The sequence below is a fragment of the Planctobacterium sp. R6 genome, assembly GCF_055755215.1.
Genome location: NZ_JBVTQY010000027.1, coordinates 45,750 through 66,957, shown reverse-complemented (window position 1 = coordinate 66,957; position 21,208 = coordinate 45,750). Strand labels below are relative to the sequence as shown.

The 21,208-nt window shown below is 47.3% G+C and carries 20 protein-coding genes and 1 pseudogene; 8 read left to right on the top strand and 13 right to left on the bottom strand.

Annotated elements, in window-relative coordinates:
- Nucleotides 1-162: 162 nt before the first annotated feature.
- Complete coding sequence (locus AC0J20_RS16070; protein ID WP_473022480.1) at nt 163-954, bottom strand: TIGR00266 family protein; 792 nt, start codon at nt 952-954, stop codon at nt 163-165.
- Nucleotides 955-1,137: 183 nt separating this feature from the next.
- Here AC0J20_RS16070 and AC0J20_RS16065 point away from each other — a divergent pair, with 183 nt between their 5' ends.
- From AC0J20_RS16065 to AC0J20_RS16055, 3 genes are read left to right on the top strand one after another with little or no spacing between them, the layout of a single operon-like run.
- Nucleotides 1,138-1,851, top strand: coding sequence for a hypothetical protein (locus AC0J20_RS16065; RefSeq protein WP_473022479.1), 714 nt, complete (start codon nt 1,138-1,140; stop codon nt 1,849-1,851).
- A 13-nt stretch (nt 1,852-1,864) separates the two neighbouring features.
- The gene (locus tag AC0J20_RS16060; RefSeq protein WP_473022478.1) at nt 1,865-3,049 is read left to right on the top strand and encodes a M48 family metallopeptidase; all 1,185 of its coding nucleotides are present in this window, start codon (nt 1,865-1,867) and stop codon (nt 3,047-3,049) included.
- Entirely contained in the window at nt 3,049-3,624 is a 576-nt protein-coding gene (locus AC0J20_RS16055) for a hypothetical protein (protein ID WP_229531400.1), read from the top strand. Before AC0J20_RS16060 ends, AC0J20_RS16055 begins: the two co-directional genes overlap by 1 nt.
- Nucleotides 3,625-3,713: 89 nt before the next feature.
- Here the strand turns inward: AC0J20_RS16055 and AC0J20_RS16050 are convergent.
- The 6 genes and pseudogenes from AC0J20_RS16050 to AC0J20_RS16025 form a co-directional block, all read right to left on the bottom strand.
- Nucleotides 3,714-3,890 (bottom strand): annotated as a pseudogene (locus tag AC0J20_RS16050) (AIM24 family protein); the annotation flags it as partial.
- Between the two features lie 60 nt (nt 3,891-3,950).
- Entirely contained in the window at nt 3,951-4,682 is a 732-nt protein-coding gene (locus AC0J20_RS16045) for a MipA/OmpV family protein (RefSeq protein ID WP_473022477.1), read from the bottom strand.
- Nucleotides 4,683-4,839: 157 nt separating this feature from the next.
- A complete protein-coding gene (locus AC0J20_RS16040) occupies nt 4,840-5,712 on the bottom strand; it encodes a hypothetical protein (RefSeq protein WP_473022476.1) in 873 nt (290 codons plus the stop codon).
- Between the two features lie 37 nt (nt 5,713-5,749).
- On the bottom strand, nt 5,750-6,493 hold the full coding sequence (gene rlmB / locus AC0J20_RS16035; protein WP_473022475.1) for a 23S rRNA (guanosine(2251)-2'-O)-methyltransferase RlmB: 744 nt from the start codon (nt 6,491-6,493) through the stop codon (nt 5,750-5,752).
- Complete coding sequence (gene rnr, locus AC0J20_RS16030) at nt 6,494-8,833, bottom strand: ribonuclease R (RefSeq protein WP_473022474.1); 2,340 nt, start codon at nt 8,831-8,833, stop codon at nt 6,494-6,496.
- 119 nt (nt 8,834-8,952) lie between these two features.
- On the bottom strand, nt 8,953-9,555 hold the full coding sequence (locus tag AC0J20_RS16025) for a tetratricopeptide repeat protein (RefSeq protein ID WP_473022483.1): 603 nt from the start codon (nt 9,553-9,555) through the stop codon (nt 8,953-8,955).
- A 521-nt stretch (nt 9,556-10,076) separates the two neighbouring features.
- Here AC0J20_RS16025 and AC0J20_RS16020 point away from each other — a divergent pair.
- From AC0J20_RS16020 to AC0J20_RS16010, 3 genes are all read left to right on the top strand, one after another.
- On the top strand, nt 10,077-11,699 hold the full coding sequence (locus AC0J20_RS16020; protein WP_229531395.1) for an AbgT family transporter: 1,623 nt from the start codon (nt 10,077-10,079) through the stop codon (nt 11,697-11,699).
- A gap of 103 nt (nt 11,700-11,802) precedes the next feature.
- Nucleotides 11,803-12,888 (top strand): ferrochelatase, encoded by a 1,086-nt coding sequence (gene hemH, locus AC0J20_RS16015; RefSeq protein ID WP_473022473.1) that lies wholly within the window; start codon nt 11,803-11,805, stop codon nt 12,886-12,888.
- A 50-nt stretch (nt 12,889-12,938) separates the two neighbouring features.
- Nucleotides 12,939-13,412: a DUF2721 domain-containing protein gene (locus tag AC0J20_RS16010; protein ID WP_229531393.1), complete on the top strand. Its 474-nt coding sequence runs from the start codon at nt 12,939-12,941 to the stop codon at nt 13,410-13,412.
- Here AC0J20_RS16010 and AC0J20_RS16005 read toward each other — a convergent pair.
- The 3 genes from AC0J20_RS16005 to AC0J20_RS15995 are packed head-to-tail and all read right to left on the bottom strand — an operon-like array spanning nt 13,409 to nt 16,185.
- Entirely contained in the window at nt 13,409-15,106 is a 1,698-nt protein-coding gene (locus AC0J20_RS16005; protein WP_473022472.1) for an acyl-CoA dehydrogenase family protein, read from the bottom strand. The two genes, AC0J20_RS16010 and AC0J20_RS16005, sit on opposite strands and share 4 nt — an antisense overlap.
- A 40-nt stretch (nt 15,107-15,146) precedes the next feature.
- Nucleotides 15,147-15,713, bottom strand: a complete 567-nt coding sequence (locus AC0J20_RS16000; RefSeq protein WP_229531391.1) for a hypothetical protein — start codon at nt 15,711-15,713, stop codon at nt 15,147-15,149.
- Nucleotides 15,706-16,185, bottom strand: a complete 480-nt coding sequence (locus AC0J20_RS15995) for an RNA polymerase sigma factor (protein WP_473022471.1) — start codon at nt 16,183-16,185, stop codon at nt 15,706-15,708. The genes AC0J20_RS16000 and AC0J20_RS15995 overlap by 8 nt, the downstream gene beginning before the upstream one ends.
- A gap of 149 nt (nt 16,186-16,334) precedes the next feature.
- Between AC0J20_RS15995 and AC0J20_RS15990 the strand changes: the two genes are divergently transcribed.
- Both AC0J20_RS15990 and AC0J20_RS15985 read left to right on the top strand, forming a co-directional pair.
- A complete protein-coding gene (locus tag AC0J20_RS15990) occupies nt 16,335-16,607 on the top strand; it encodes a hypothetical protein (RefSeq protein ID WP_473022470.1) in 273 nt (90 codons plus the stop codon).
- Nucleotides 16,608-16,710: 103 nt separating this feature from the next.
- Entirely contained in the window at nt 16,711-17,808 is a 1,098-nt protein-coding gene (locus AC0J20_RS15985) for a methyl-accepting chemotaxis protein (RefSeq protein ID WP_473022469.1), read from the top strand.
- 38 nt (nt 17,809-17,846) lie between these two features.
- Here the strand turns inward: AC0J20_RS15985 and AC0J20_RS15980 are convergent, their stop codons facing one another.
- The 3 genes from AC0J20_RS15980 to proB all read right to left on the bottom strand — a co-directional run bounded on the left by AC0J20_RS15980 (nt 17,847) and on the right by proB (nt 21,207).
- Nucleotides 17,847-18,773, bottom strand: coding sequence for a DMT family transporter (locus AC0J20_RS15980; protein ID WP_473022468.1), 927 nt, complete (start codon nt 18,771-18,773; stop codon nt 17,847-17,849).
- A gap of 64 nt (nt 18,774-18,837) precedes the next feature.
- Nucleotides 18,838-20,088 carry a glutamate-5-semialdehyde dehydrogenase gene (locus tag AC0J20_RS15975; protein WP_473022467.1) on the bottom strand — a complete coding sequence of 417 codons (1,251 nt, stop codon included), beginning with the start codon at nt 20,086-20,088 and terminating at the stop codon, nt 18,838-18,840.
- 12 nt (nt 20,089-20,100) lie between these two features.
- Nucleotides 20,101-21,207 carry a glutamate 5-kinase gene (gene proB, locus AC0J20_RS15970; RefSeq protein WP_229531385.1) on the bottom strand — a complete coding sequence of 369 codons (1,107 nt, stop codon included), beginning with the start codon at nt 21,205-21,207 and terminating at the stop codon, nt 20,101-20,103.
- Between the last annotated feature and the right edge of the window lies 1 nt (nt 21,208).

The window sequence follows — 21,208 nt, the reverse complement described above, 5'->3', positions numbered from 1 at the left end:
TCACCTGCTTCGCAGGCCAGCTAAAGCTGTTCAAAAGTTTTCCCGAAACTTTTGTCTTTGTTGTGCGAAGTTCACAAAACCACCAGTATTCTTTCATTCTCACGCCTCGAACTAATGTCCCTGAGGCTGCGCTGAGAGGGCAAATATATCGTGGAACTGGTATTATCTATCACCATCCAGCATATCCCCCAGACCACCTAACACACTGCCTTCTCCCTGGCGTTTTCCACCCATTTGTGGGGCGTGTTGAATAACCCGGTCTGCCAGTCGACTGAAGGGCAGCGATTGCAACCAGACCTTGCCATGACCGCTCAGCGTGGCTAAAAATAAGCCTTCGCCTCCGAAGAACATGCTTCGCAAACCTTTGGTCATTTGAATATCGTAATCAATGCCTGCGGTGAACCCCACAATACAACCGGTATCAACTCTCAGAGTCTCGCCGTTCAGTTCTTTTTCAATCACAGTGCCACCGGCGTGAATAAAGGCCATGCCATCGCCCTGCAGACGCTCCAGGATAAATCCTTCGCCGCCGAAAAATCCCGCGCCCAACTTTTTGTTAAATGCGATATCAATTTTGGTCCCAAGTGCAGCGCACAAAAAGGAATCTTTCTGACAAGTGATCTGCTCACCGACATTTGCCATGTTCACCGGAATAATGGTGCCGGGAAAAGGTGATGCAAAGGCCACGCGTTTTTTGCCGTAACCATGATTGGTAAAGTGTGTCATAAACAAACTCTCACCGGTCACCACCCGTTTGCCCGCGCTGAACAGCTTACTCATAAATCCCTGCTCCGCATCTGAACCATCGCCCATTTTGGTTTCAAATTCGATGCCCTGCTCCATATAGTTCATCGCTCCTGCTTCCGCGATCACAGTTTCCTGCGGGTCCAGTTCCACCTCAACCATTTGCATCGAGGCACCAATAATTTCATAGTCAATTTCGTGGCAACGCATTGATTTGTCCTAATTTATTCAGTGTAAGAGAAGTGTCTAAGCGTTAAATAGTCGCTGTTACTAAAACAATTAGTATTAATAAAGTGTTAACAATTGTTTCAGAAGTGGTAGTATGCGGCACCGAGTGTGGAGCATTTCCCACATGACATACTTATAATTATAGCAATCAGGGAGGATACGCTTATGCAAGCGTTTGTATCTTATTCAAAAATATCATTTATCATTTTTTCACTTCTAATCATGGCTGGTTGTGCCAGTACCACAAACTACAACTCAGTTGAAAATCTTAACAGCAGTGAAAATGCCAACCCCAGACTTATCATCATGCCAATAGATGTAGAACTTTCTATTCTTGGCGCAACAGGTGTAACCGAAGTACAGGCCGAATGGACAGCAGATGCACGGGGTTTTCTGGAGCAAGAAATCACCGATCATCTGGCCGCCAACAATAGCGACGCTACTTTGTTTAATAACGACGTACAGGATATTGATTCCGTTCAGGCTCAGCTGGAAAAATTACACGAAGCTGTCGGTTACAGCATATTGGTGCATGAAGTCGGTGCTGTAAAACTCCCCACCAGACCCAAAAATGGGACCTGGACATTGGGTGAGAAAGCCAGCGTACTTAAAGAAAAAACCGGTGCAGACTATGCGTTGTTCGTTTTCATGAGAGATAGTTACGCCAGTGCCGGCCGAAAAGCGATGCAAGTTTTTGGCGCACTGGTAGGAGTGGGCATTCCCGGCGGTACTCAACTAGGGTTTTCTTCATTGGTTGACCTGAACACCGGAGACATTGTCTGGTTTAACCGTTTGATCAGTAGTTCGGGTGATTTAAGAGAACAAGATTCTGCCAGGGAAACTGTGGCAAATCTGCTGGACTCCATTCCTTCTGCCTAGCGGAGAATCAGCGATGTCGTTTCAGATTTCACTGGGTAAAATTCGGATTCTGTTGGTGTCGACTTTACTCAGTGCTTTTCAGTTAAGCGCTACTTCGTTATCAATACAGCCGGTTATAGATGTCAACTATCGGCCGGATCCCGCTTCTGATGAAGGGGGTTTTTGGTATCAGGTGGAAAAGATAGAAAGAGACGTGCAACTCTCCCCATATCGTATTAAGGATCAGGAACTCAATGAGTACGTGCAAAGTGTAGTCTGTCGACTGACTCCTGAGTATTGCGCCAATATTCGGGTTTATATCATTGATAATCCAAACTTTAATGCTGCAATGTTCCCCAACGGAATGATGCACATTTGGTCAGGCGTTTTCCTGCGCCTGGAAAATGAAGCGCAATTAGCCTCAATTCTGGGTCACGAAATTGGTCATTATCTGCAAACCCACCAAATTCAACAATTCAGAGAACTCAAAGATGCCAGCGCCGCCGCTCTGGTGATCGATATAGCAGTAGGCTCACTAACCGGCATAGTCGGCCTAGGCACCCTGTTAAGTGGTTCAGCTCTGGCGGAATTTGGTCGGGATCAGGAACGAGAGGCCGATATCATTGGCCTTGAAATGATGGGACATGCAGGTTACGACACCCATGAATCTGGTCAGGTATGGGGGCTGTTAATCGCTGAACGTGAAGCTGATTTATCAAAAGAAGAAAGAAGCATTTTTTGGGCAACCCATCCAACTTCCGAAGAACGCTTAAGTAATCTCAATAATCAATCAACACTGTTTCAGGAAAAATGGCAGAAAGACTATACCAGAAAAGAAAATGAGTTCCGTAAACAGGTAGCTAAAATCTATCATCGGGCTATGAGCAACCACTTGAGTTTACAAGAATACGAGCAAACTGAGTCAATTCTGGAACGTCACAAAAACATTAATTACGACCCGGCCTTAATTGAGTATTTTTATGGCGAATTATACCGATTACGGGGTGAGCCAGGGGATACTCAACTGTCAATCAGTGCCTACGAGACAGCACTGCTACAACAGAGCTGCCCCAAAGATGCCCACAAACAATTAGGCTATTTGTACACCAAAGAAAAAAATAAAAAACTCGCTAAAAAACACTTCGGGAGCTATTTGGAAAACTACCCTGAAGCGGAAGATAAAGCGATGATTAAATACTACATGGAGCTATTAAACTGATGAAACTAATTAAAAAAATCCTTATTGTCAGCGCAGTATTATTGGTCACTTCCTGCGCTCAATTTAAATTAATCCCCGCTTCTGAGCTAAAAGTAAAAGGGTTCTCTGTACTACCCGCTACCTCCTGGAGTAAATCTCCTTTTGAGCCTGGCGAAAAAGCTGAAGTATGGACAATTGATGGTTACTCACTCAATCAAATGCTGGTGTTTGGTGAAATAAAAGAAGGTGAAACACTGTTAAAAGAAACCAGTAAAGAACTGCCTATGCCTAAATTCAGAGCCGAAATGTTGCCTAACGAATTAGAGGACCTGGTAAAAACATCGATCATAAATCAGGAAGACGGTACCTTAAAAATCGAGACTAAAAATGTAAGACCACAGCAAATCGGTGAACAGGTAGCTTTTCGTTTTGAGTTGGAATTTTTTGATGCCAATGGACTGAAGAAAAATAGTGACGTTATTGTTTGGGTTAAAGACAAGCAGCTTTTCGGCATGATCTTTACAGCACCAACTTTGCATTACTATGAAAGCTATAAGCCGGCGCTAAACAAAACCTATAATTCAATCAAAGCTTAATCTGACGATCGAGGGGGGACTTTCCCCCTTCTGTTTTTTGACCAACCATATAGCATAATTCTATATTCCGGCTGTCTCACCGGCCACTACCCGTTTGCCAGCGCTGAACCATCGCCCATTTTGGTTTCAAATTCGATGCCCTGCTCCATATAGTTCATCGCTCCTGCTTCCGCGATCACAGTTTCCTGCGGGTCCAGTTCCACCTCAACCATTTGCATCGAGGCACCAATAATTTCATAGTCAATTTCGTGGCAACGCATAGTTATTCCTTAATATTTTATACCAGGTTGATAATGCCGTTTTTTTAAGAAATAGCGCAAACGGCTCTAAAAACGGTAAATATACCCCATAAACAAATTGGTGCTCTCACCGTCTTCTATAATTGGGCTATTTTCGATTTCATCGCCCAACACAGTATATGTCAATGAGGCCATAATACTCTGTCGCTCCGCTACCACCCAGACTCCGGAAAGTCCGGTTGTATAATTAACCGTATTTTCCGCCTGATACGCCGGTCGAAACGCATTGGCTTCTGAATTCCTGACACCATAATAATAGTCAACTAAGTCATCACTGAGGTAATTCACCTCTATAAATGGAGAAATAGCTCCCCCCAATAACTGAAAACCTTTACTGAATCGCACGCCCAATTCATAGCCTTTATGCTCTCCCAACGCATCCGCCTGACCAGAAAATGTCAATTCTCCAAATTCACTATCAACAGTAAAAGATGCACCGACATCGAGTGTTCCTTTGCGTTCTTCCATCCCAGCAAAATAATCTGAATCCTCAAGTTCAAAGCCATCAAAACGATATTCGCCATAAAGGGTTATATTGTCCGTGACCTGGTAACCTAATTCAGGTCCACGCCAGAAAAAGTTTTGTCCTTGATAAAACACTATGGGGAACAACTGGGTTTCGCTATCAGCACCACGATACCCCTGCTCCATAAAAACAGCCCCTACCCCGACTCCCCAACCAGTCTGTTGTTCATTCGCTCCTGCTACAGAAGCCCAAATTACGCCGGCACTCATCAACACTAAAAATACCTTGGTCATTATTTATGTCCTTCACTTTTAAAAACGGATACATGAAAACCGGTTCATTCTCGAACCGGCTGGCGCAGTCTAATGACCAAAAGTGAAGGTTAATTGACCTCAAACATTTACTTTGTAATGAAAGATTTCAAGGCACTTATTTTATGGGATAACGCAATTACTTCAGTGACGAAGATTGTTTGTGATGCACAACCGCAAGACGACGTTTATTGGGCGAAATAGCCAAACGAGTAATACCACTCAAGGTCAGGTTTTTCGGCATATTGACGGGCAACCAGACACGCTGATTAGCATCCCACCACAGCAGTTGTTTACCATTGGAAGTCAGCAATTGTTTGTCGTTTAGCCAGGCATAATCCTGTGATTTTTCCGGCAGCTTCATCAACTCGCCACTCTCATTAGTGTCAAAATCAAAGGTTCTGAGCTGGTGGTAACCTTCTTCTTCTGTGGTGTATGACATGGTGGTTGTACCCGGGATTAAGGCGAGGCAACGACCAATAGCATCATCTACGATTGTCGTCTCTGCCTGCCCCAATGTGGTAACCTCTAACCGATGCGGCTCTCCCAGGACAAAGAGCGCCACATTGTCTTCCTGCCAGACGTGATAGCCCACAGGTTTAATATCGCTGAACAATAGTTCAAAACTGCCATCCGAATTAATCTGCCACAATCGCTGCGTGCCATCATGCTCTACTCTGACTGTAGACAGCGCTCCACTTCTGGTGGGAATTGGCGTTGGTGAATACTCACTTTCAAGGGTTTTGGTAATGGCAACTTCATGTCCCATTTGCCACAACCAGACGTCGGCATTAACATCTTCCATGCGGGTAAAATACAGTGAGTTGTCATCAATAAACAATGGTTGGTTTTCGTAACCTACCCGGTTAGCTACAGGCACCGGATTAGAAATGTTAATCGTGTCAGACGTGATAAACAGATCGAACAGGGTAATATCGTGATCCGGCATCTCATCCTGGGCGAAGCAGGTGACTGTAAATAACAGCACCACTGATGTTACTAACTTTTGCACCACGACTTACCTCTTTTGCTTTGCGGCGCGGATTGGTTTAATTCGCAATCCGCTGACGAACAATCTCATACAAACACACGCCTGTGGCCACCGAAACGTTCAGACTGGAGACAGAACCGGCCATTGGCAATTTTATTAACTCGTCACAGACTTCCCGGGTTAATCTGCGCATACCTTTGCCCTCGGCGCCCATCACCAATGCCATAGGACCGGAAAGTTTTACGTCATAAATTAACTGCTCAGCTTCACCGGCGGTACCGATCACCCAAACACCCGACTCCTGCAACTGGCGTAATGTTCTGGCCAGGTTTGTTACCTGTATCAAGGGCGTTGTTTCTGCAGCACCACATGCGACTTTTCGCGCCGTTGGAGTCAGGTAAGCCGATTTGTCTTTGGGCACCACCATTGCGTGTACACCAGCCGCATCAGCACTACGCAAACAGGCCCCGAGATTGTGAGGATCGGTTACCCCATCCAACACCAAAATAAATGGATTGTCTTCGCTGGCAATGATGTCCGCCAGATCCTTTTCATCCAAAACCCGACCCGGTTTAGCCTTTGCTACTATCCCCTGATGTTGCTCACCATTAACCTTGTCATCCAACACTTTGCGCTGACAAAATTGTACCGCAATGCCAAAGCGACGCGCCTGGTTAATAATGTTACGTAATTTGTCATCGTCTCGTCCTTTAAGTACATATAACTCAATCAGACGTTCAGGCTCTTTGGCTACCACCGCCTCAAGGGCATGAAGACCGTATAACCATTCTTGTTGCGCCATTTACTTTCCTCGTTTCTTACTTTTACTGGCCGTGCCGGGCTTACTGGCGCTTGTGGCCTTTTTCTGCGGCTTTTTGCGACTGGACTTAGCCGTAATACGCTTTGCTTTGACCTGATCAGACTTACCTGATTTGGCTTTTGATGACCGCCTTGATTTACGGGTTGGCAGCGGCATATCCAGGACAAAATCAATTTTTCGCTCGTCCAGGTTTACTGCCATTACCTTAACCTGTACCTGATCCCCCAGACGGAAAATAGTGCCGCCGGATTCCCCAATCAGATATTGTCGGGTTTCATCGTATTGATAATAATCGTTAGTCAGGGTGGTGATATGGACTAAGCCATCAATATGGAACTCGCACAGTCGCACAAAAAAGCCAAAATTCGTGACCGAAGCGATAACCCCTTCAAAAGAATCGCCAACATGGGCCTGCATAAATTCGCATTTTAACCAGTCAGATACGTCTCGGGTAGCATCGTCAGCCCGGCGTTCCGTCATTGAGCAATGCTCTCCTAATTGCGCCACTTCGTCTTCGTTATAGGCATACCCACCGGTTTTACTTTTGCGTTGTGCTTTTTTATCTAATACGGCCTTAATGGCGCGATGCACCACCAGATCCGGATAACGCCTGATAGGCGAGGTAAAATGGGCATACGCCTCCAACGCCAGGCCAAAGTGGCCGACGTTGTCGGGATCGTAAATAGCCTGTTGCATAGAGCGCAGTAACATGGTCTGGATCAGTTCCTGATCCGGACGACCCTGTATTTTTTTCACTACTTCACAAAACTGCTTTGGCGTGGCTTTTTCAGTCAGGTGATGACTGATACCCACTTCTGATAAATAACTTAAAAAGGACTTTAAACGTTCTTCACTGGGCTCGTCATGGATGCGGTACAGGCCCTCCGCTTTATTGCTATGCAGCATATCAGCCGCGGCAACATTGGCCATGATCATACATTCTTCGATGATCTTGTGGGCGTCGTTACGCACCACCGGCACGATATGATCTATCTTGCGTGCTGCATTAAATACGAATTTCGTTTCCTGCGTTTCAAATTCAATCGCCCCCCGCTCAGCCCGGGATTTTTTCAGTGCCTTGTACAACTTATAGAGATTCTGTAAATGCGGCACATGTTCAAAATAACGTTGATAGAGTTGTGGATCACCTTCCAGAATCGCCCACACCTTATTGTAGGTCAGCCGGGCATGGGAGTTCATCACGGCTTCGTAAAACTGATAAGCCTGTAATTTACCGGCGGGACTGATGGACATTTCACAGACCATGCACAGGCGGTCAACATTAGGATTCAGAGAACACAATCCGTTAGACAGGATTTCAGGCAGCATTGGCACCACCTGTTCGGGAAAGTACACGGAAGTTCCGCGATTTTGGGCCTCGTCATCCAGGGCTTTTTTAGGTCGCACATAGTAGCTGACATCAGCAATGGCGACCCATAACTGCCAGCCCCCGTCTTCCTGGGGCTCACAAAACACCGCATCGTCAAAGTCACGCGCATCTTCACCATCTATGGTTACCAGTGGTAATTGGCGTAAATCAATGCGCCCTTTTTTCGCAGACTCACTGACTTCTTCGCTCAGGCGGCTGATTTCATTGTTAACCTTCAATGGCCAGGTATGGGGGATATCAAAATTGCGCAATGCCATTTCGATTTCCATTCCCGGTGCCATATGCTCACCGAGTACTTCAACAATACGACCAATCGGCGACACCCGTTTGCGTGGGCGTTGTGTCATCTCAGACACCACGACATGACCCTGCTTCGCACCATTGATGTGTTCAGGGGGAATGATCAACTCAAAGCGCAAACGACTGTCATCGGGGATCACAATTCCCACGCCACTTTCCATAAAAAAGCGACCCACAATGGGTTCTTTGCGCGGTTCGACTATTTCGATGTTTTTGGCTTCGATGCGACCTCTGGCATCTTTCTTTCCCGCCACCGCCGCAACGCGATCACCGTGTAATAAAAACTGCATCTGACCCGCTGAGATGTATAAATCCCGCTCTTCGTCATCGCGTTTAAGAAAACCAAAACCGTCACGATGCCCTATGACAGAGCCCGTTACATGGGTGATCACAGAGCCCACTTCGTAGCGTTTTTGACGATTAAAAATAACCTGGCCTTCCCGCTCCATTGCGCGCAGGCGTCGCTGCACAGCAATGCGACTGGTTTCGTCATTCGCATTGACTTTATGGCAAATATCTAAAAAGGATAACGCCCGCTCTGCATCATTAATCAATTGCAGTATGTATTCACGGGAAGCGACTGGTTGTTCGTATTTGGCCTTTTCCCTGGCGTAATAAGGATCGTCTTGCATATCTCTCGACGGAGCTTTCGCTCCCTGACTTAGTTATGCCATCAGTATACCAACAAGCGGGAATTTTTCATTGCCCACAGATAATAAATTTTTATTAATGCTGCAGGCTTAGTGAAGTTTCAGGACTCCAGAGGACGGCGCGCCCGACGCACGCTTTTGGGGTGCATCAGCTCTTCCAGAGAAGCCATGCAATCGGCAATTTTTTGATGTAATTTGGCATCATTGGTAATGGCGTTGTAGAGCCAGTGATACGTATCTTCGTAATCATAAGGGCTACCGTGGCCTTCGATAAACAGTTCCGCCAGTTGGATTTGCGCCTTTAAATTACCCAGAGAACCCGCTTCCCGCAAATATACGATTCCTCGCGGGATATCCTGTTGTACCAGTTTTCCGGCCGCGTAATAGCGCCCCAACTGCTCCATAGCCGGAGCCAGACCTTGCATGGCGGCGGCTTCCATCAGTGGCACCCCGCGCTCGGGATCGGCTTCAACACAAACTCCCCAGGCCAACATATCTCCCCAAAGAAACTGATACGCCGGAACCCGTAAGGTCTCCGCGCGAGCCTCGATATCCTGCACCAACTGGCAATCATCCAACACTACCCGCGATAAGTGTTCATTGCGATTGATCAGATTGAGCAATTCATCCTGACTATACAACTGTACGGCTTTAATCTGCGAGTGCGACTGCGCCTGGGTCAGGACTGAAAAGCAGCAAAGCATTAATAATAAAATCTGTTTCATGGTTAATTTCTCTTTACCGATAATTTGACTATCGGCCAGATTGGCAAAATCTCAAATATCGGCAAGGGCCGACAAATTTTTGTGCATTAACGGTTATCTGGGTTTTTAAAGCATAATTTACGCCAGAAATACTGGAAAACCTGTGAAGACGACAAATTTCATTCACCGCCCTAAAAATATTTTAATTTGGCGATCAAAATGAAAGCCCGCAACTAACAGCGACCTTATCAGCTACCACAAACCGGCAATAAAATTCTGTTGCAGGGCAATACTTTGCCAGATTTGACTGACCACCATTCAGATGCAAACTATGCCATTTAGCTGGCTAATAGTCTCACTAAATACCGCCAAAAACTGGCCATTTGGCGTATTTTTGACGCCCCGAATTCACGCTCTAAACTGGACGTGATGCCTAAAAATGCTTAACCTCGTGCCTTAAAAAATATAAGAGTAACTTTGTCGGTCAAAATAATCCCGACAATAAGCTACGAGGATAAGATTTGAGTACATCTAACGACACCACTCAACCGGAAAATAACTCATCGTTATCACAATCCGGAAATGAGACTCAATCTGGCGCGTTTGCCAGATTTTTAGCCACCGTCGAGTGGCTCGGGAACCTGCTTCCCCACCCTGTGACCCTGTTCGCCATGTTTGCCTTATTCATTGTGCTGCTGAGCGGCGTTTTAGGCTACTTCGATGTCAGTGTTTTAGACCCGCGACCTGAAGGTGCAAAAGGTCGTGAAGCCGATGGCGTAATTGAAGTGATTTCCCTGATGAATGCCGAGGGTTTGCAGCGCATCGTCACCGGGCTTGTTACCAATTTCACGGGTTTTGCTCCATTGGGCACGGTGTTGGTGGCCTTACTGGGCGTGTCCGTGGCGGAACACAGTGGCTTACTGCAAACCGCGATGCGCTCTATGGTGGTTAACGCCTCCCCCAGAATGGTTACCGTGGTAATCGTGTTTGCCGGAATAATTTCCAATACCGCATCCGAACTGGGGTACGTGGTTTTAATCCCGCTGGCAGCCATGATATTCCACTCCCTGGGCAGGCACCCGTTAGCCGGACTCGCGGCGGCTTTTGCCGGGGTATCAGGTGGCTATAGTGCCAATTTACTGCTGGGCACCGTTGATCCTCTGTTATCAGGAATAACAGAAGCAGCCGCCCATATGATTGATCCGGGCTATACCGTTGGGCCGGAGGTAAACTGGTACTTTATGTTTATCAGTACGTTTGTGGTGGCCTTTATGGGGGCTTTCGTCACAGAAAAAATTGTTGAGCCTCGACTGGGCAAATACGACCCCAGCGAAGCAGCCATTGAACTGGAACAACCTAAAATTGAGCAACCGACAGCTCAGGAAAAGAAAGCCCTGAAAATGGCAGGACTGGCGTTTGTTGCCGTTTGCGTAGTGCTGGCCTTAACCATAGTGCCGGAAAACGGCGTGTTGCGTCACCCTGAAACCGGGGAAGTAGCGGGCTCTCCTTTCCTGAAAGGTATTGTGGCATTTATCTTTATTTCTTTTGCCATCCCAGGCTTTGTATATGGACGCGTCGCAGGCACCATGAAAAACGACCGGGATGTGATCAACGCCATGGCTAAAAGTATGAGTTCATTGGGCTTATACATCACCCTGGTGTTCTTTGCAGCGCAATTTGTGGCCTTCTTTAAATGGACCAATCTGGGCACAGTATTGGCAGTCAAAGGTGCGGCATTCCTGCAGGCAGTGGGACTGGACGGTCCTTCGGTATTTGTCCTGTTCATCCTGATGTGTGCCATGGTGAATCTGTCTTTAGGCAGCGCGTCAGCGCAGTGGGCCGTAACGGCGCCAATTTTTGTGCCTATGTTAATGCTGATTGGATATTCTCCTGAGGTAATTCAGGCAGCGTATCGAATTGGTGATTCGTCCACTAACATCATTACCCCAATGATGAGCTACTTTGGTTTGATTTTGGCGGTTGCTGCCCGCTATAAGAAAGATTTGGGGATGGGCACGCTGATAGCCACCATGCTGCCTTATTCGATGGTCTATATTGTTGGCTGGACAATCCTGTTCTATGTGTGGGTATTCTTACTGGGTATGCCAGTGGGGCCAGGAGCAGCAACCTACTACAACCCATAACACGATGGAAGACGAAGGTTTTACCTTCGTCTTTTTTCATCAACATAAAACCAATCGTCTGTTCTCTGCGTAACCTCTGTAACAAAACTGATATGAAACAGGTATGAAGTATAAAAACAGTACTCACTTTAACCACGCTCAGGGCGATAAAACAGGCGTCCTGATCACTAATCTGGGGACTCCGGAAGCGCCCACCAGACAGGCACTAAAACCCTATCTGAAGGAGTTTTTGTCTGATCCCAGAGTAGTGGAAGTGCCTCGCCTGATTTGGTGGTGTATTCTGAATCTGGTGATCCTGAATTTTCGTCCGACCCGAAGTGCCAGGGCTTATAAGACGGTATGGACCGAACAAGGCTCCCCACTCATGGTGCATACTCAAAATCAGGCTGCAGCCCTACAGCAGCAGCTAAAAGCCCAGTATGGCGATGACGTGGTGGTGGACTTTGCCATGCGCTATGGCAAGCCTGCAATAGCCGATGTCCTGGACTCTATGATGCAACAGGGCGTACGCAAACTGGTGATTTTGCCGCTCTACCCCCAGTATTGTGCTTCCACCACCGGTAGCACGTTTGATGCACTCGCCCAGGATTTTATGCAGCGACGCTGGTTGCCGGATTTTAAATTTATCAGCCATTACCACGACAATCGCGACTACATCGCGGCTGTAGCCGAAAAGATCAAAGCCCACCGGGAAAAGCAGGGGAGCGCAGATAAACTCATTTTTTCCTACCACGGTATCCCAAAACGCTATTTGCTCAATGGTGATCCTTACCATTGCGAGTGTTATACAACGTCGCGACTGATTGCCGATTATTTAGGATTGCAACCAGACCAGTATCTCACCACATTTCAGTCGCGTTTTGGCCGGGAAGAATGGTTGAAACCCTATACCGATCACACCCTGCAGGAATTAGCCGGGCAAGGAGTAAAATCAGTGCAGGTGGTGTGTCCCGGATTTTCTGCTGACTGCCTGGAGACTATCGAAGAAATAGGCGTTGAAAATCGCGACTACTTTCTGGAAGCCGGCGGAGAACGCTATGAATACATCGAATGTCTGAATAGTGATGAAAGTCACATAAATTTACTGGTATCGCTGGTTTCCGCAGAAATCAAACAATGGCATGATTCCGCTGACGTAGATCTTGAAAACAGACAAAAGCGCGCCATTCAGTTGGGGGCTGAATCTTAGATTTATGCCTCCCGTTTAAATTTGCGCGTTTTTATCATTGAGGTAATTGCATGTCAGGTGACGTACTTGAAATCATTCACATTGGTCAGGTGATACAGGCAGCTGTAGCCCCGGTTTTCCTTATCACCGGCATCGCGGCACTACTGGGTGTCGCCTCAAATCGTCTGATGCGCATCATGGACCGCTCCAGAGAACTGGAAAATAGCATTCCTGATGTACAGGACATCCAAAGCAAAAAGGTACAAACCGAAGAATTGCGTTACCTGTGGAAACGTATTTCCCTGATAAACAAAGCTTACAGCTTATACACACTCACAGCACTGCTGCTTTGTGTGGTCATTACTGTGTTGTTTATCAGTCATATTTACACTATTCAGTTGTCGGTACTGATTTCAGCCATATTTATTGGTGCACTTATGGTACTGATAATGGCACTGATGTTTTCCTTGCGAGAGATTTTCCTGACTACGCGATCACTGCAAATCAGGCTTAAGTTACGAAACCTTAAAATTCCCAAGCATTAGGCGCCATTGAGATCCGGTCGCGCCCTTTGCATTATGCGCTGATAAAGCGCTTCAGCGCAGTTGAGGGTGCCATAATTTAAACCGCTGTCAGCGGCGATGCGCGAGGAAACAAACGCCTCAGCAACATCGCTATCGCCAGACTGCAACAACAGGCTGGCTTGCAGTGCCAATGCCAGCTTTTCCACGATACGCCGGGCTTTAAGTTCTGCCGAATCAAGATTGTTCAGCTCCTTATGAAGCTCGCTGACAAAATTCGCCATTCGGGTGTCTAATGCTGCGGCTTCGCTGATCTCAGATAAAATCACCTGTAAGCTTTGTGGCTCTTTTTGAAAAGCCCTTAATACATCAAGGCATTGTACGTTGCCCGAACCTTCCCAAATCGCATTCACCGGCGCTTCGCGATAGATACGCGGCAGCAGGTTATCTTCCACATACCCCACCTCTCCGATACATTCCATTGCTTCATAGGCATGATTGGGCACGCGCTTACAAATCCAGTACTTACCAATTGCCGTTGCCACCCGCGCAAATAACTTTTGCTGTTCGTCATCAATATTGTCCAGTGCGTAGGCTACCCGCATTGATAAAGCCAGCGCCGCTTCAGCTTCGATTGCCAAATCTGCCAACACGTTACACATCAGCGGTTGCTGGTGTAAACCTTTACCAAAAACGCTGCGCCCAGACGTGTGATGCAGGGCTTGTGCAGTGGCTGCACGCATCAGAGCTGACGAGCCCACCATACAATCAAATCGGGTCAGGGAAACCATTTCAATAATAGTAGGTACCCCTCGTCCTTCCTCGCCAATCAACCAGGCAAAAGCTTCGCGAAATTCCACCTCTGAAGACGCGTTTGAACAATTCCCCAACTTGTTTTTTAAGCGTTGTATAAACAGTGTATTTTTACTGCCATCAGGACACCACCTGGGCAGCAGAAAACAGGATAATCCGCTCCCGGTCTGAGCCAACACCAGAAAGCCATCACACATAGGGGCCGAACAAAACCACTTGTGACCAGTGATCCGGTACGCGGCACCATTGCCAGGTTCAGCTACGGGCCTGGCCCATGTGGTGTTAGCACGCACATCAGAGCCGCCCTGCTTCTCGGTCATTGCCATACCAATGGTTAAACCGTTTTTCTCAAAATAAGGGATATTTCTCTCGTCGTATTGGCGGGCCGTTATTTTCGGCAACCATTGTGCGGCTACATCCGGGCTGTGTGAAATGGTCGGCACGCAGGCAAAAGTCATGGTAAGCGGGCACCCGGACCCCGAATCCGCCTGATTATGCATATATTCCATGGCGGCTCTTAGCGCGTGTCCGCAGGATGGATTGCCCGCCCACGGTATGGCGTGAATGCCCGCCTGAATTGCCCTATCCATTAACTGGTGATAAGCAGGGTGAAATTTAACCAGATCAATGCGCCGCCCAAACCTGTCGTGGGAAACAAATTCGGGTTTATGGGTATTGGCTTCAAACCCTGCAGACAAAAGTTCATGGCCCACCTGATGGCCATAACCGGTCAGGATACTGGTATCGACGGTGCCGGCAAAAACACTCAGCCAATGCTGTAAGATTTTGTCAGAGCTGAACGCGTTGAAGTTCTCTAAAGGTTGGGGTTGATTAAACACCTGGTGGGTTTCAACGACGCTGCCGCCAACCGACATTGCCGGCTCATTCCGGTTGCTGTTACTCATCGTTAAACCCCATTGCTCGTTGCGTTAGTCTGACTCTACTCTATTGCATTTTCTGAAAACGGATCAACTCTTCACTATTTTTCCTGATTTCACGCCTTGCCCACAAGGCCATGATGCCCGACACGAGCAGGATAAAGCCGGTACGTTTCAGCACTTTAATGAGGTACACATCGGGATTGGGTTGATAATACAGGTAAAAGGCCATCGACCAGACAGCAAAAAAAAGGGTAATACTCACCATAATCCAGTTGGTCATTCTGGCAATGCGGATATTATTCAGTTTTTGCTGAATAAGCCGCGACAGATATTCATTGGTCGGGATATTGGACCCTAAACTACCCAGCCGCAATTTAACCAAATAGGGAGTCATTGCCAGCAGCAGAATGATAAAGGTGAAAGACCAAATCTGGCGCAACAAATTTTCTTCGTGAAATAAAAGATAACCACAAACGGCAACCCCAACTATCAGCCCAAGGATGTCTGACAATACCCATAACCATTGCTTACGACGGTTCTTTTTCCACTGCAATTGCAGTTCTTCAGGATTCACGGTTTGCACAGGCTGGCTTTGCCAAAGCTGCGACAAGGGATCGTTTTGCTTATTCATATTGCAACACCTCGGCTAAGTGTTTTCGGATACGATTGATAGAAACACCGACATGAGAAACCGTCATACCACATATTTCTGCAATTTCGGTATATTGCATACCTTCCAGATGGAGAGTGATCAATTGCCTCTGTTTCAGTGGTAACTTACGCACTTCGGCCAACAGGCCCTGCAACATCAGTTCCTGCTCGGCCTGCAATGGTGCTGAAGCATGCAGGCAGTAATCATCACTTATATCTTCAGTTCTGGGTTTTTTACTCTCTGAAACCACATGCTGTACGCATCGGTTATGCGCGATCTTTAAAACGTACGTTTTCAGTTGACTGTCTCCCCTGAACTGCTTCAGTGACTGCCAGACATGCAGCGCAATCTCCTGAGTTAACTCCTGGCGCAAGGCTAAGTTACTTTCATAACTGCCCGCCAGACGGCTAAACAGCGCGCCATAGTCCTTCAGGATTTGTTCGATGTTCAACGGCAACTTGTCACTCTTAACAGGGGTTATTACTTTCCTGATCAGTATCCAGGTTTCCAACTTTATTACAAATATCTGAAAAAATATTTTTGTAATATTTTCCCGCGTGGCAACACTGCATAGCTGAACCTCAACATCAGGAGTTAGTCATGGAACTAGTTATTTTTGTTTTACTATTTGCGGGTATCAGCACAGTGTGTGGATTGGGCTATTGGTTGGATCACAAGTTTAATACTCAGGTGATGGGCTGGATGAATATGGAGGTTAGCTCGCCTTTTAAATCAGACCTGGGCCTGCAGTCGAAACGTGAAAAACGCAAAAACAAGGAATATCAGGAGTTGCGGGAGCGCATCGAAATCCTGGAAAAAATTGTCACGGATCCGCGTTGGGAACTGGATCAAAAAATAAAAAATTTGTCATAGTGATGAGCAGGTCGATGGTGAAAGGAATTTATCATCGACAGACTTTCACAATTAGTGCTAATTTGAACTATCTTTAAGACTTTTAGATCACACGAGACTATACATGCTGGTACTGAAATCCAATTATGATCAACTGGCTTTGGAAAAAGCGCAGCTGCATAAAGAATTGCAATCCACATTAGACGATAACGAAAGATTGCGTCAGGAACTGGAAGAACTTAAATCAGACCTGGCATCAGGTGCCATTCAGACGCAGGAAAACCACAACGAGGCCATTTTGCGCTCTGCCATTGAATGTATTGCTCAGGTGGAAGGTATTCGGGAAACAGTGCTGGCATCCTTCGAAAAGATTGAATCTGAAAGTCACGCAGTAGAAGAAATCAACCAACTGTTTGACGTCTCCAGCGGTGCGCTGAACAATATTGTATCCGGCATGACCGGGCTCACCGACAAAATGTCGAATATGACCACTAATATCACCGGGCTGTCGGAAATGGCAGACAATATTAATTCCTTTGTCACCACCATATCTTCAATTTCAGACCAAACCAATTTACTGGCCCTTAACGCCGCCATCGAAGCCGCCAGAGCCGGTGATGCCGGTCGGGGCTTCAGTGTGGTCGCCGATGAAGTTCGCTCTTTGGCCAACAATACCAATGAGTCGGCAAATGAAGTGGCAGAGCTGGTTCGGCAAATCATCAGCTCCACCAGCGAAACCGTCAAAACAGTCGATGATATTCAGAGCAATAATCAGACACTGTCGGACGGCGTTGAAAAACTTAACGAGTTCTACGGCTCCATTGTTGAACAAACCAATCAAATGAAGAGCGCTATTCAGGATTCTGCCATTCGCTCTTTTATTCAGACCGTTAAGCTGGACCACATTGTCTGGAAGGGCGACATCTATGCCATGGCATTTGGTACCAGCGACAAGTCCGCATCAGCGGTGGCAGACCAGGCATCCTGTCGTCTGGGACGTTGGATGAGTGGTACCGGCAGAGACAAATACGGTAAGCTTCAGGCATTCCAACGCCTTGAACGGCCGCATCGCGATCTGCATGACAATGGCGTTAAAGCGCTGGAATATATTAAAAAGGATGACAGGCAAGGTGCTTCTGCCCACCTGAATAAGATGGAAGACGCCAGCCGTGAAATCATGGTGTGTCTGGACGATATCGCACGTCAGATTTGCAAGGGCTAAACCATGTCCGGGAGAGCAACTTTCTCCCGGGCCAATACTTATTTTCTGACTAACGATAATTTTACAAAGCGCCATGAACGGGCAAGGCCATTCAAGGTAATTTTATCCATGGCTATGGCATTGCCCAGCATAATAGCCAGCACACCGACTAACCCCAAAAGGGTCCATTGATAACCTTCAAATAAGGTAGACACCAGCAGTGCAACCACCGGATAAACTAATATCACATTTGACGATTTATCCGCGCCAAGATGCTTCACCAGTTTCATGTAAGCACCAAACGCCAGTACGGAACCAAACAAAGCCAGATACAGCAGCGAACCCCAGTAATCCGCTGAAGTTGGCAGTACAAATGGCGCGTTGCTGAAAAAACCGTAACCGAAGGTAAATATCAGACTGTAGCTCATGGCACCAAAATTAAACTGCACCACGGGCACATCTTCCGACAAGGCATTTTCAGAAATCACATTACCGACCGCCGCAAAGAAAAAGGATATGGCCGCCAAAATCAATCCGGTCTGCAATGCCGTGCCAGTATTGACGCCACTGAGTTGCGGCGCAAACAACAAATACAAGCCAATAACACTGATGCCAGCTCCGAACAGAACTTCGCTGCGTATTGCCTTGCCCAACATAACACGGCGTAAAAACACGGTAAAATACACCACGCTGGCGCTCAAAACTGCCAACAAAGCACTAACAATATACTGTTGTGCCAGATACAAAAACACATAGTCCAGGGTGTATAAACTAAACCCCACCGCCAACATTTTTAAGTGAGCCTGCCAGCCAAAGCGCAAAGACAACCGGTGCCACAAACACCAAAGCCCCAGCATTAAGGCGGCCAGAAAAAAGCGTATCCCCACCGAATAGATCAGCGCCATTTCAGAATGCTGGAAGGTAATAGCGTACCAGGTGGTGCCCCAAATCAGGGCACACAAACAAAACAATAATCCATTAGACATTTGCAGTTTCCTTGCAAAACAGAACTGTATTATTTGAATCTACAGTGTCACAGGCAAAAAACGGTCAGGAGCGAATTTCCCCGTCTCCCATAACCACAAACTTTTCTGTGGTCAGGGATTCAGCCCCCATAGGTCCGTAAGCGTGAAGTTTACTGGTGGATATGCCTATTTCTGCGCCAAGCCCCAGTTCTCCTCCGTCAGAAAAACGCGAAGAAGCATTTACCATCACCACCGATGAATTAATTTCTCGGGTAAAGCGCTTTGCAGTACTGATATCCTGAGTCACGATAACTTCGGTATGGCCGGAGCCATAGTTGGCGATATGCTCCACCGCGCCGTCAAAATCATCGACAATCTTCACCGCTATTTCCAGCGCAAGATATTCGGCGTGCCAGTCTTCCTCTGTAGCGGCAGTTGCCTCTGCAAAATATTCAAGCGAGGCTGGACAGGCGTGCACTGTGACACCGTGTTGTTTAAACAGAGTCGCTACCTGTGGCATGAACTCACTGGCGATATCCTTGTGCACCAGCAAAGTTTCCAGGGCATTGCAGACACCGGTGCGTTGGGTCTTACCATTTTCCAGAATGCTAATGGCTTTGTGCAAATCAGCGGCAACATCCACATAAAGGTGACATACCCCTTTAAAATGCTGAATCACGGGAATACGACTATTGTCGGTAACAAAGCGTATCAAGCCTTCACCACCACGAGGGATCACTAAATCAATGTCATCACTCAAAGTGAGTAGTTCACTCATTATGGCTCTGTCCGGATCCGGTATCACCGTCACCGCCGCGGCATCAATACCCTGCTCAGCAAAGGCCTGATGGATACAGGTAGCCAGTGCCAGATTAGAATTCAGCGCCTCTTTACCACCGCGCAAAATAACCGCATTTCCGGCTTTAAAGCACAAGGCAGCAGCATCAATGGTCACGTTTGGACGGGATTCATACACCATGGCAATGACACCCAGTGGGATACGCATTTTACTGACTTCAATGCCCGACGGTAATTTATGAGAGCCACTGGTACTGCCCACCGGGTCCGGTTGGTCGGCAATATCTTTTACCGCATTGGCGATGTTTTGCAGACGCGACGAATCCAGCGCCAGGCGATCCAACATCGCTGCACTCAGGCCATTGGCTTCACCTTGCTCCAGGTCCAGTTTGTTAGCTTTTATTATCGCATCTTCACTGCTAAGAATATGCGCAGCTATTGCATGTAACGCGGCGGCTTTTTGTTTATCGGTTAATTTGGCAGTGCTTCTGGCTGCCAGTTTTGCCGCTTTCGCAGCCTCAGATACAGAAAATGTCATGTTTCACCTGAATTAGTTGTTACGTGAAAGAATTAAATCATCGCGATGGATCGCCGCTTCATTCAGTGTATAGCCTAAAATGGCTTCAATTTGCTGACTCTTTTGCCCGGCTATCAGCCTCAAATCGTCTGCACTGTAAAGCGCCAACCCTTTGGCGATGGGCTTTCCGTTATGTGTTACCTGCACCGCTTCGCCTGAGCTAAACTTGCCCGCCACAGAGATAATGCCTGACGGCAACAGGGATGCCCCTTTATGCAACAGTGCATTCGCCGCACCGGCATCCACTTCAATATCACCTTTTGTCGATAAGGTGTGGCGCAGCCATTGTGCCCGCGCGCCTTCCGGGGATGCGCCCGCCCGAAACAAGGTGCCTGGGCATTGTCCTTTGAGCAATGCGTCGAAAACCTCTGTTTTTCGACCATTGACAATCAGAGTTTGAATACCACTTTGAGCACACTTCTCAGCCGCCTGCAATTTGGTCACCATGCCACCGGTGCCTACTTTGCTGCCTGCGCCACCAGCCAGCGCGTGGATCTCCGGAGTAATAGCCAGCACTTCCGGGATCAGTTTGGCTTGTGGGTTCTTACGTGGATCCGCGTCAAAAAGACCATCAATGTCAGAACAGACTATCAGGGTATCGGCCTGAGCCACCAGTGCGGTATAGGCCGCCAGGTTGTCATTGTCTCCCACTTTAATCTCATTGACAGCGACACTGTCGTTCTCGTTCACTATGGGCAGAGCCTGATGTTTTAACAATTCCCGAAGGGTGTTTTTGATATTAACATACCGGGTGCGATCCCGCAGATCGTCATAAGTCAGCAAAATCTGAGCACAGGGAAAATCAAAAAAGCGCGCCCAGTTAGCCATCATCTGCGACTGCCCAATGGCCGCCATAGCCTGCTTTTCCGCAATCGTGGGCAGATGAGTCACCGGCACCTGGCTGCGCCCGGCGGCGACACTACCGGATGATACCAGCACAACTTCTTTACCCTGAAGTCGACTTTCAGTGATAAATTTAGCGATTGCTAACAGATACTGAGCACTACAACGCTGACCATCAGGTGCGATTAATGCACTACCTATTTTAATTACGGCTCTTTGCCACTGAAACTCCGCCATA